Origin of the sequence: Metabacillus niabensis, assembly GCF_020524345.1 — a bacterium.
Taxonomy (GTDB): domain Bacteria; phylum Bacillota; class Bacilli; order Bacillales; family Bacillaceae; genus Metabacillus; species Metabacillus niabensis_B.
In genome coordinates this window covers 52,904-65,372 of the sequence record NZ_JAIVLH010000006.1, presented here as the reverse complement: position 1 = coordinate 65,372, position 12,469 = coordinate 52,904, and the positions used below count along the sequence as shown (strand labels likewise).

The 12,469-nt window shown below is 39.5% G+C and carries 9 protein-coding genes; 3 read left to right on the top strand and 6 right to left on the bottom strand.

The features are described 5' to 3' along the window. Positions 1–96: 96 nt before the first annotated feature. Positions 97–2,211, bottom strand: a complete 2,115-nt coding sequence (locus LC095_RS09220) for a (Fe-S)-binding protein (RefSeq protein ID WP_226527974.1) — start codon at positions 2,209–2,211, stop codon at positions 97–99. A 382-nt stretch (positions 2,212–2,593) separates the two neighbouring features. Here LC095_RS09220 and cls point away from each other — a divergent pair, with 382 nt between their 5' ends. Next, entirely contained in the window at positions 2,594–3,796 is a 1,203-nt protein-coding gene (cls, locus tag LC095_RS09215; protein WP_226527915.1) for a cardiolipin synthase, read from the top strand. A gap of 24 nt (positions 3,797–3,820) precedes the next feature. Then, positions 3,821–4,777, top strand: a complete 957-nt coding sequence (uvsE, locus tag LC095_RS09210) for a UV DNA damage repair endonuclease UvsE (RefSeq protein ID WP_226527914.1) — start codon at positions 3,821–3,823, stop codon at positions 4,775–4,777. Between the two features lie 192 nt (positions 4,778–4,969). Here uvsE and argS read toward each other — a convergent pair whose 3' ends face one another. The 5 genes from argS to speE form a co-directional block, all read right to left on the bottom strand. Beyond that, positions 4,970–6,640 carry an arginine--tRNA ligase gene (gene argS, locus LC095_RS09205; protein ID WP_226527913.1) on the bottom strand — a complete coding sequence of 557 codons (1,671 nt, stop codon included), beginning with the start codon at positions 6,638–6,640 and terminating at the stop codon, positions 4,970–4,972. Beyond that, entirely contained in the window at positions 6,637–7,068 is a 432-nt protein-coding gene (locus LC095_RS09200; protein ID WP_226527912.1) for a DUF1934 domain-containing protein, read from the bottom strand. The genes argS and LC095_RS09200 overlap by 4 nt, the downstream gene beginning before the upstream one ends. Positions 7,069–7,268: 200 nt before the next feature. Continuing rightward, the gene (locus LC095_RS09195; RefSeq protein ID WP_226527911.1) at positions 7,269–7,979 is read right to left on the bottom strand and encodes a CAP domain-containing protein; all 711 of its coding nucleotides are present in this window, start codon (positions 7,977–7,979) and stop codon (positions 7,269–7,271) included. Positions 7,980–8,324: 345 nt separating this feature from the next. Then, positions 8,325–9,203 carry an agmatinase gene (gene speB / locus LC095_RS09190; RefSeq protein WP_226527910.1) on the bottom strand — a complete coding sequence of 293 codons (879 nt, stop codon included), beginning with the start codon at positions 9,201–9,203 and terminating at the stop codon, positions 8,325–8,327. A gap of 60 nt (positions 9,204–9,263) precedes the next feature. Continuing rightward, positions 9,264–10,094 carry a spermidine synthase gene (gene speE, locus LC095_RS09185; protein WP_226527909.1) on the bottom strand — a complete coding sequence of 277 codons (831 nt, stop codon included), beginning with the start codon at positions 10,092–10,094 and terminating at the stop codon, positions 9,264–9,266. A 202-nt stretch (positions 10,095–10,296) separates the two neighbouring features. Between speE and LC095_RS09180 the strand changes: the two genes are divergently transcribed. Further along, positions 10,297–12,366, top strand: coding sequence for a transglycosylase domain-containing protein (locus tag LC095_RS09180; RefSeq protein ID WP_226527908.1), 2,070 nt, complete (start codon positions 10,297–10,299; stop codon positions 12,364–12,366). Positions 12,367–12,469: the final 103 nt, after the last annotated feature.

Below are 12,469 nucleotides of genomic sequence, written 5' to 3'. Positions count from 1 at the left end.
TACAACTTTGACTGAACGCTCGCTCAATTTTTCTTCAAGGCAAAGAGGGGTATGCCCCCCCTCTTTTTATTTTAGCTTATCAATCTTTGAAAATGTCTATGAAACTTGCTCATTTCGTTCGCCAAAAATCGACTTTTCTAATAGTTCTGCTACATCATAGGTGCCCACGGCTTCTTCCACTTCCTTCGCCTTCGTGCCATCACTTAGCATTGTTAAACAGTACGGACATCCAGAACTGATAACAGACGGGTTAACAGCCAATGCCTGCTCTGTTCTTGCGACATTGATGCGGCTTCCTGTATCTTCCTCCGTCCACATTAAGCCTCCGCCTGCACCACAGCACATGCCTTTTTCACGATTTCGTTCCATTTCGACAAGCTTAACACCAGGTATTGCTTTTAAAATATTTCTTGGTGCATCATACACTTCATTGTATCTTCCTAAATAACAGGAATCATGGAAGGTAATCGTCTCGTTAACCGGCAGTGTTGGTTTTAACTTTCCTGATGCCACTAACTCAGCAAGTAATTCGGTATGGTGATATACTTCAGCTTCAAGACCGAAATCCGGATATTCATTTTTAAAAATATTGTAAGCATGAGGGTCAATCGTGACGATTTTTTTCACATCATTTTTCACAAATTCATCGATATTTTTTGTTGCAAGCTCTTGGAATAAAAATTCATTTCCTAAACGGCGCGGAGTGTCTCCCGAGTTTTTCTCTTTGTTGCCAAGAATTGCAAACTTCACATCTGCTTCATTTAAGAGCTTGGCGAAAGATAGGGCAATCTTTTGGCTGCGATTATCATATGATCCCATGGAACCAACCCAGAATAAGTAGTCGAACTCTTCTCCCGCTTTGCTCATTTCTTTCACTGTAGGAACGATCACATCGGGACGAGCTTCACGCCATGTTTCTTTTTCCTTACGGTTAAGCCCCCACGGATTTCCTTGGCGTTCTATATTCGTCATCGCACGCTGTGCATCTGCGTCCATTTTCCCTTCTGTGAGCACAAGATAACGGCGCATATCAATGATTTTATCAACATGCTCATTCATTACAGGACATTGATCTTCACAATTACGACATGTCGTACAAGCCCAGATCTCTTCTTCTGTAATCACATCTCCGATTAAAGAAGCGTGATATCCCGAAGTGGTAGCCGCAGATTCCTGTGCACCGGAGCTTGATGCCATCATTGCAATTTGATTTCCCTTTGTGTTACTAAATGCAACGGCCGGTACCCATGGTTGCTTTTGCGTTACGGCGGCACCTGTAAAGGTTAAATGGTCTCTCAGTTTAATAATTAAATCCATTGGGGACAGCATTTTTCCTGTTCCTGTTGCCGGGCACATATTTGTACAACGGCCACATTCTACACAGGCATATAAATCAATTAATTGCGGTTGAGTGAATTCCTCAATTTTTCCAACTCCAAAGGTTTCCTTTGTTTCATCTTCAAAATCGATTTTTTCAAGCTTCCCCGGGTTTGTTGTACGATTAAAATACACATTTGCCGGTCCTGCAATTAAGTGTGCATGCTTTGATTGAGGTACATATACTAAAAATGTTAATAAAAACAGTAAGTGAACCCACCAAGCAATATAGAAAATAACAATTGATCCGGTTTCCCCTACAAATCCCAAGATATAGGCAAAAGAAGAAGCGAGCGGCTCAGACCAAGTAAGATCATGACCATGCCAAATGAGTCCCATTCCATTACCCAGTAACACCGAAAGCATAAGTCCACCGATAAAAAGTAAAACAAGCCCTGATTTAAAGCCTCTTTTTAATCGTACAAGCTTTTCAACATAGCGGCGATGAAATGCCCAGACAACTGCCACTAAAATCATAAATGTGACAATCTCCTGGAAAAATGTAAAAGCCGTGTACAGTGGTCCAAGCGGTAGATGTGCTCCCGGCATAAGGCCCTTGATAATGAAGTCAATCGCCCCGAATTGAACAAGAATAAAACCATAGAAAAACATCACATGGATCATTCCGCTCTTTTTATCCTTTAACAGCTTTTTTTGACCAAATACATTCACCCATATTTTTTCAAGCCGCTCCTTCACTTTCCCATCAAATTCAACCTTTTTTCCAAGCTTGATGTACGCCATCCTCGTGCGGATTAAATAAACAAAAAGATGAATTGCGTAAGCGGTTACAATTAAAAATGCTACAAAATTAATCCATAATAATGCATCCACTTTTGTTTCCCCCAATCTCCCATTTGTTGCGGTCTATGTCTTTTCCCCTACTGCCAAGCTCCAGCGCCTAGGCCCGAATCACAGGACGTCGCTTTAATACCTGCCTCTAGGGTCTAGCCACAAATGATTTGAAGACAAAGAAACGTCTGCTATTCATTTGCGTCTTATTTGCCTGAGGCTGACCAAGGCGCTTACTTTTTTCTTAATAAAAGACATTTCATTATACTCTTATCATAATAAATGAATGAGCATTCAGTCAATACCTTTTGTTTCTTTGTACAATGTATTCTATTCTATATGGAATATGCCATGTACATAAAAATACGAAGTTGCGCAAAACCTATTATGAAATGGTGCAGGAAGCTGCTAGGAGGTATGCGGGTTGAAACTATTTTTCATCTTGAGCTTTATCATAGTGGCGATTATTTGTTGGTGTATTGTCGATTATCACCTTGGGCGAAAAAGTCATCTTCTTAAGTCTAAATATGCACAATATCCACCTAGAAATAGTGATATTACCTTATACACCGATGGCGATTCTTTATACAAAGACTTGTTTGAACACATTAAAAATAGCCGAAAAAGTGTTCATGTGCTATTCTTTATCATAAAAAATGATCAGATTAGCCATGAGTTCCTGTCTCTTTTAGGTGAAAAGGCGAGTCAGGGTGTTGAAGTCAGACTTCTTATTGATTATGTTGGCAGCTCTAAATTAACAAAAAATAAAATGAACCTTTTAAAAGAAAAGGGTGTGAAGGTTGTTTACACTCATAAGCCGAAATTTCCGTTTCTTTTTTACACTCTTCAAGCCCGAAATCACCGAAAAATTACCGTTATTGACGGTGTAATCGGCTATTTAGGCGGTTTTAATATTGGTAAGGAATACATTGGACAAGATCCAAAGCTTGGGTTTTGGAGAGACTTTCATCTTAAATTAACAGGTGAAGGTGTGACAGATTTACAGACGCAATTTTTAACGGATTGGTTTGATTCAACAGGTGAAAATGACTTGAAGGAAACGCGGTATTTTCCAATACAGGTTGCAGGTAAAAGCTCCCAAATGTTTATTTCAACCTATGGTGAAAACCTGGAAAAACATTTTATCTCATTTATCCAAGACGCAAAATATGAAATTATCATATGTTCTCCGTATTTTATTCCCGGGAAAAAAATACTCAATGAATTGTTAGCTGCTTTATCAAGAGGGGTAAAGATTAAGATTACAGTACCCATGAATAAAGATCATCCGTTAGTGAAGGAAGCATCTTTTCCTTACTTCCGCCCCCTTCTGTTAGCAGGATGTGAAATTTATCAGTTTTACCATGGTTTTTATCATGCCAAGATGATTATGATTGATGACCATTTTTGTGATATTGGGACAGCAAACTTTGATAAAAGAAGCTTTTATTTAAATGATGAAATGAACTGTTTAATTTACGATAAAAGGTTAATTGGAGAGATCAAACAGTTTGTTTACACAGATTTTCGTCGCTCACAATTATTAACATATGAGAAGTATCAAAAGAGACCGGTTTTTCAGCGGATAAAAGAGGTGTTTGCTACATTAGTGGCTCATTTTTTATAGAAATATCAGCAAAGGAGGAGTCCCATGATTATTCGATTTGGATATGTATCACATGCACTTTCCCTTTGGGACTGCTCCCCTGCTAAATCCCTAACGTTTACTCGATGGAAAAAACTCGACGAACAAGAGCGGCATGACCAGCTTTTATATGTCACAAAGCAAAACCTGGAACATACATTACGGATGCTACACTACAATATTGCCCACGAAATATGGGTCTATCGTCTATCCTCATCCATTGTTCCATTAGCGACACACCCTGAGGTGCTTTGGGATTATCGGACACCATTTAAGGAACTTCTTTTGGAAATTGGGTCACTGGTGAAAAAATATAAGCTGCGTGTAAGCTTTCATCCAAACCAATTTACACTATTTACGAGTGATAAAAAGCATATTACTGAAAATGCTGTTAGCGACATGTCTTATCATTATGATGTTCTGGACGCAATGGGTCTTGCGGATGAAGCCATTATTAACATCCATGTTGGCGGTGCTTATGGGGACAAACAAAAAGCAACAGAGCGCTTCTATCAAAACATAAAAAGCTTGCCTGTACATATCAAAAAGAGAATGACACTCGAAAATGATGATAAAACCTATACAACTTCGGAGACATTGACTATTTGCCAGAAGGAGCACATACCGCTTCTCTTTGATTACCACCACTTTATGGCGAATAAAGAAGAGGATGAAAAGGTTGAAGAGCTGCTTCCTAAGATCTTCCCAACATGGGAATGGGTTGGGCTGCACCCTAAAATTCATGTTTCTTCCCCTAAGTCTGAGAAGGAATTTCGAAGCCATGCTGATTATGTAGACGCTGATTTTTTAATGCCTTTATTGAAGGTATTGAAAGAAATGAATGTTGATGTCGATTTCATGATTGAAGCGAAGCAAAAAGATAAAGCGGCACTGAAGCTTTGTGAGGACATCTCCAGGGTTCGCGGGGTAAAACGGATTGGTGGGGCTACGATTCAGTGGTAGCTTGTACTCGGGCTAGGCCGAGTTTGGGATTTATTTTCGATTTTAGTGGTGTATTTACGATTTCGGACTGACTATTTACGATTCTGAGATTTTATTTTCGATAATTGAAATTTATTTACTATTAGACATTATTCGACGCATTTCATGCGTACTTAAAAAACTCAGATGCCTCCCAGCATCTGAGTTTTTCTTTTACATTTTTTCCGGAGCAGATACCCCAATAATTGTTAACGCATTTTGTAGTGTTACTTGTGTTGCCTTCATTAGCCCAAGTCTTGCACGGCTTTTTTCTGTATTTTCAGGATCCAATACTTTTTCAGCGTTGTAGAAGCTGTGTAGTGTGGATGCCAAGTCATAAATATAATTTGTAATACGGTGAGGAATTCGTTTTTGCGCAGCTTCTGTGACAGCTTGCGGGAATTCTCCAAGCTTTTTCAATAAGTCGAATTCTTTTTCAGAAGTGATTTCATCTAATTTTAGATTCTCTTCATATGAAAGTCCTTGTTCTTCCCCTTGGCGCAGCATGCTGCAAATACGTGCATGAGCATATTGCGCGTAATAAACCGGGTTTTCGTTTGATTTAGATACCGCTAAATCTAGGTCAAAGTCCATATGTGTGTCCGCACTTCTCATCGCAAAGAAATAACGTACTGCATCAAGGCCAACTTCTTCGATTAAGTCTCTCATTGTGACAGCTTTTCCCGTACGTTTGCTCATTTTCATCTTCTCACCGTTTTTGTATAGGTGAACAAGTTGAATGATTTCCACTTCAAGTGTATTTTTGCCATAGCCTAACGCTTCAATGGCAGCTTTCATACGTGGAATATAACCGTGGTGGTCTGCTCCCCATACGTTAATCAGCTTTGTGAAGCCGCGGTCAAGCTTGTCCTTGTGATACGCGATATCTGGTGTTAAATAGGTGTAAGAGCCATCGTTTTTGATTAATACACGGTCCTTATCATCACCGAACGTTGTCGAACGGAACCATGTTGCTCCCTCTTCTTCATAGATATGGCCTTTTTCTTTTAATGCTGCTAGAGCATTGTCAATTTTCCCGTTATGGTAAAGAGATGTTTCTGAATACCATACGTCAAAAGGTACACGGAACTCTTCCAGGTCCTGTTTTAATTTTGCCATTTCGTATTTTAAGCCGTATTCTCTGAAGAATGCTAAACGCTCTTCACTTGATTGCTCAACAAATTTATCGCCGTACTCTTCTGCTAGCTTTTTCCCGATGCCAATGATATCTTCTCCATGATAGCCATCTTCAGGCATTTCCGTTTCTTTTCCTAAAGCTTGTAAATAACGAGCTTCAACAGATAGAGCCAGATTATTGATTTGGTTACCTGCATCATTAATGTAATATTCGCGGGATACATCATAGCCTGCTTTCGCTAATACATTACATAATGAATCACCAACAGCTGCTCCACGTGCGTGACCTAGGTGAAGGTCACCGGTCGGGTTTGCCGAAACGAACTCAACTTGTACTTTTTCACTGTTGCCCACATTCGTTTCACCATAGCTTGTGCCAGCTTTTAGAATGGATGGAATCAAATCCGTTAAATAGCTATTGTTCATATAAAAGTTAATAAAACCAGGACCAGCGATTTCAATTTTATCAATAGAGCCTTTTTGCTTATCAAAATTTGCCACAATATCTTCTGCGATCATACGCGGAGCTTTCTTTGCGACACGTGCCAGCTGCATCGCCATGTTAGTAGCGTAATCTCCATGTGCTTTTTCCTTAGGAAGCTCTAATAATACTTCGGGAATCTGTGCTTCTTCTGCTAAACCGGCTTTTATGACGGCCGCTTTAATTTCTTCTTTTAACCGTTCTTTTACTTGCTCAACGATGTTCATTTTTTATCCTCCTTGTATGTGATCATCAACTTATGTACATGTTTCTCTTTTTCGTCTATTTGCAAATCATATAAAATAACGAGCCTATCTTCAAGCTCTGTTTTATCTATTGTTAATGAGTTGGTGTTGATTTCAAGCTGAAGTTTACCAAAAGGTGTCGCATAATCTGTCATCGTTTTTTGTCCTTGAATGAACCGCTGTTTCATTGTAACGGCCCCTGATCGCATGACCATGACTTCTCCAGGTACGATTTTCACTGTCGTTTTAACAGATCCAAGTTCATGATCTTCACCATATCGCAGGTAAACAGTGTTACCCTTTAGAAATTGCTCTCCTGTTGTGTTCATTTCAATTATTTCTTTATCTTGTTCATGCTCTTTACAGATTTCAGATAAAACATGGATTTGAATAGGCGTGCTTTCTGACATATCGACACTCCCTTCCCATCATTTCCTTTAACTTTAATAGTATAAAGAACCAAATGCAACTGCGCAAGAGGTGTTTGGGACGGAGGGACAGGTTCCTCGTCCCGATTTTCCATTTTATTACGGGACACGGTACCTGTCCCCCTGTCCCAATTACGACAAAAAGCGGCTAATCCTATACAAGGATTAGCCGCTTTTTCTTATTATTTTCCGATAAATTGTTGAGTCCAGTAGTTACCTTCCGCTACGTAGCCTACTCCGATGTGAGTGAAGTTTGAGCTTAGGATGTTTTGGCGGTGGCCTGAGCTGTTCATCCATGCGTTAACGACTTCTTGTGGAGTACGTTGGCCTTTGGCGATGTTTTCGCCCGCTGCTTTATATGAGATGCCAAACTGTTTCATCATGTCAAATGGTGAACCATATGTTGGGCTTGTATGTGAAAAGTAGTTATTCTTTTGCATATCTAGTGATTTTTCACGTGCCACTTTACTTAATTCAAGGTCTACCTTTAAAGCTGGAAGTCCTTGCTTTGCACGCTCTTGGTTAGTTAAATCAACGACTTGCTGTTCATACTGACTTAATTGATAGCTAGCTTGTTCGTTTGTTTCTTCTGTTTGTGCCGGTTGCTGTTGAGCAGGTTGCCCGGTTGCTGGTTGTTCGGTTGCTGGCTGCTGCTCAGTTTGTGTTTGTTCTTCTTTTGGTGCTTCTACTTCTTTTTGAATAGTAGATTTCTGATAGTTGCTGAAATATTTTTTAATGAATTCATTGATTTGTTCTTGGTCTAGATTACCTGATTGATAGTAATAGACTTTTGCTTGTGTTGTGTTTGAAGCAGCATCTGCTTTTTGTGCAAGTGGATTTGCCATTAATAGAGCCGCACCTGCTACAACTGATAAAATGATTTTTTTCTTCATGTATATGTCATCCTCCTTATCAACTCATGTGCTGACGAGACAATCGTAACATGTGTTTTTTTGTCATATTTGAGGATAATTTTAACAGTTGGTCACCATTATAGGTAGATGGTCTTATGTGGATTGACTTAAGTCTCGGAATCTATCAATGTTTTCACCGATTTACTAGCAGAAGCGGCACTTTCACCAAATGTCCTAATAGTTGGAAAACCACCCACTATTTTGGTCAAAACATCATGTTGACAAGGTTTTTAAAAAGCCTGTTTCTTTACATATATATCGGTATTGTTACAATTTTTTCAATGAAAAAAGCCTGATACATCAAGTACCAGACTTCCAATCTGTCTATTTTTTCTGCACTAATCCTAAAATCATTTCTCTTATAATTTTACTTGCTGTGTTCGCTGTTTGTTCAGAGTGATCATAAATTGGCGCAACCTCTACTAAGTCAGAACCTACAACACGTATATCTGATTTTGCGATCTCATGAATAGATGCAAGAAGCTCTTTTGATGTAATACCACCAGCGTCTACTGTACCTGTTCCTGGGGCGTGCGCCGGGTCAAGAACGTCGATATCAATCGTTAGGTAGACAGGACGTCCTGCCAGCTTTGGCAGCACTTCTTTTAATGGCTCTAGCACTTCAAATTTTGAAATGTGCATGCCCACTTCTTTTGCCCATTGGAATTCTTCCTTCATTCCTGAGCGGATTCCGAAAGAAAATACATTTGTTGGTCCAATTAAATTAGCGATCTTTTTAATTGGTGTTGAGTGGGAAAGTGGTTCTCCTTCATAGTCATCACGAAGGTCTGTATGAGCATCAAAGTGAATTATCGCAAGATCAGGGTATTTTTTATACATAGCTTTCATAACAGGCCATGATACAAGGTGTTCTCCTCCCATTCCCAACGGATATTTATCATCTGCAAGCAGTTGATCAATATATTCCTCAATCATGTCGATGCTTCGCTGCGGGTTTCCAAATGGCAATGGAATATCTCCTGCATCAAAGTATTTTACTTCCTCTAACTCACGATCTAAGTAAGGGCTGTATTCCTCAAGACCAATTGATACTTCGCGAATGCGCGCAGGGCCGAAACGGGAACCCGGGCGATAGCTTACTGTCCAATCCATCGGCATGCCGTAGATAACAGCTTCACTTTCTTCATAGTTAGGATGGCTTTTAATAAATACATTACCTGAATAAGCTTCATCAAATTTCATTAATTATTACCTCCATTCAAAAAGTGAGAGATTTCCCTTCTCTCACTTTTTATTTCAAAATTATTTAATTAAATCACTTACAAATTTAGGTAATACAAAGCAAGCTTTGTGTAATTCTTTTGTGTAGTATTTTGTTTCAATTTCATGGAAGCGATCTTCACTTACTTCTAGTGGATCGTATTTTTTTGAACCAATTGTGAAAGTCCATAGACCGCTTGGGTATGTTGGAATGTTCGCTGTGTATAGGCGTGTGATTGGGAATATCTCTTTCACGTCACGTTGAACATTTGTGATTAATTCCGGTGTAAACCAAGGGTTGTCCGTTTGAGCAACGAACACACCGTCTTCTTTTAGTGCTTTGGAGATACCTGCATAGAAGCCTTTAGTAAATAGGTTAACTGCAGGTCCCATTGGTTCTGTAGAATCAACCATAATCACATCATATTCATTTTCGCTTTCCGCGATATGCATGAAGCCGTCGCCTACTTTTACTTCCACGCGAGGATCGTCAAGTTTTCCAGCAATTTCAGGAAGGTACTTTTTAGAATACTCGATTACTTTACCATCGATATCAACAAGTGTCGCTTTTTTCACTTGTGGGTGTTTTAACACTTCACGAATAACACCACCGTCTCCACCGCCAACTACTAGAACATTCTCAGGGTTTGGGTGTGTAAATAAAGGCACATGTGCCACCATCTCGTGATAAACGAACTCGTCCTTCTGTGAAGTCATCACCATACCATCAAGGAACAACATGTTTCCGAACTCTTCTGTTTCCACCATTTCTAAGTACTGAAAATCAGTTTGTTCTGTATGTAACGTTTGCTTAACTTTTAACGTAATCCCAAAATTTTTCGTTTGCTTCTCTGTATACCATAACTCACTCATTATAATCATCCTTTCAAAACTGGGACAGAGGGACAGGTCCCCTGTCCCGTTCATTATGGGACACGGAACCTGTCCCCTTGTCCCTTATAGCAGAAAATGAGAAAAAAATCTATTAATTTTGTTTAAAATGTTTAAAATTCTGATAAAAAACTCATAATGGCTAACAGTATGTCTTTCATGACGAATATAGGAGGTGAGCTTCATGGATGTGATGACACCTAGACGTTTACGCATCACCCTTAAAACAGTACGGGCACTTATTTTTATAAGTTTATTATGTTTAGTACTTTTTTCAACGATTATTTTAAGTATTGTGTTATATGCAAAGTGGCTGGGACCTCCTTCTTTATCAGTTCCACAATCAACTCTCATTTATGCAAGTGATGGGTCAAAAATAGGTGAATTGCATAATGGTCAAAAACGGTACTGGGTTGATATTGATCATATTTCCCCACATGTCCGTGAAGCAACCATCGCAATAGAAGATCGAAGTTTTTACCAACATGATGGTTTTGATTATAAACGAATAGCAGGTGCTGCATTAGCTGACTTAAAAGCTATGGCAAAGGTACAGGGTGCCAGTACGATAACCCAGCAATACGCCCGAAATTTATTTTTAGAGCATGAAAAAACATGGCAGCGTAAAGCGAATGAAGCATTATATACCATTCGATTGGAGCAAAACTACAGCAAGGACCGGATTTTAGAAGGATATTTAAACACCATCTATTACGGACATGGAGTTTATGGAATTGAAGCAGCAGCTAAATATTACTTTGGAAAAAGTTCAAGTGACTTAACCCTTGCTGAAGCTGCCATGCTTGCAGGCATTCCAAAGGGACCAACCCTCTATTCTCCTTACGCAAACAGGGAAAAAGCAGAAGAAAGACAAGAAATCATTTTAAAAATGATGAAAAATGAAGGGTATATTACGGAAAAGCAATTCCAATCAGCACTCACAGCAGAGCTTATGTATAAAAAGAAAACAGACACTGTTCAACCAAGATTAGCCCCATATTTCCAGGATGCAATGCTAAGTGAGATTTCAGAGAAGTTAGACATAGACACACAAGCTATTCAAACCAAAGGGTTAAAGATTTATACAACATTGGATGCAGACATGCAAAAGCTTGCTGAAGAAACGGTTGGAGAAACGATTGATGAGTCCTCTGACATTCAAACAGGTGTTGTTGTGATGGATCCTAAGAACGGTTATGTTCGGGCATTAATCGGTGGACGTAATTATGAGGAAAGTCCTTTCAATCGTGCTACTCAGGCAAAAAGGCAGCCGGGTTCAACGATTAAGCCTTTTCTTTACTACTCTGCGATTATGAACGGCTTTACACCATCTACCGAGATGAAAAGTGAACCAACTTCATTTACCTATGATGATGGAAAAGCATCCTATAAACCGAGTAATTATAACGACTATTATGCGAACGACTTTATTACAATGCTTCAAGCCATCGCTCTGTCTGACAATATTTATGCCGTGAAAACACATATGTTTATCGGGATGGAGGAGCTTATCAAAACAGGGAAACTCCTTGGACTGAGCACAGGTATAAAGAAAAATCCTTCAGCTGCATTAGGTACGTCTCCTGTCCGTTTGATTGACATGGTCAATGCGTACGGAATGCTGGGTAATGGAGGAAAAAAAGTTGAACCTACTTTTGTGACAAAAATTGAAGACACTGCTGGAAATGTCATCTACGAATCGAAACAGTCAAAAGAGCAAGTATTAGACGAACAAGCAGCCTTCGTCACGACACACATGATGAAAGGAATGTTTGATACAACATTAAATGATTATACATCTGTTACAGGTCACAGCATTGCTGACTCCCTCACCCGGGACTATGCAGGCAAATCAGGTACAACCTCATCAGACAGCTGGATGATTGGATTTGCCCCACAACTTGCCGTCGGTGTTTGGACAGGGTATGACAAAGGAAAAACGATCAACCTTGTTCAAGAACGCGGCTATGCGAAGGAAATATGGTCCACCTTTATGGAGGAAGCATTAGATGATCAATCTGTAAAAGCTTTTCGCCCACCGGATGGGGTTGTCGGGGTTTATATTAATCCTGCCAGCGGAAAGCTCGCCACAAAGGGCTGCCCAACGAAGCGTCTCACGTATTTTATTGAAGGCACTGAGCCGACTGAGTATTGTGAAGAACATATGAGTGATGGTGAAGCTTCGGAAGCGGAACAGTCCTCTGATCAGAAGGAAAAAGAAAGCTGGCTTGATAAGTTTAAATGGTGGGATTGAAGCTGAGAATAGGGACGGATCGGTTTTTGTCAAAAATTGACAAATCGTTGATATATTCTCAGAATCGAAGATAAAATCTCATAATCGTTGATAAATCTTTAAA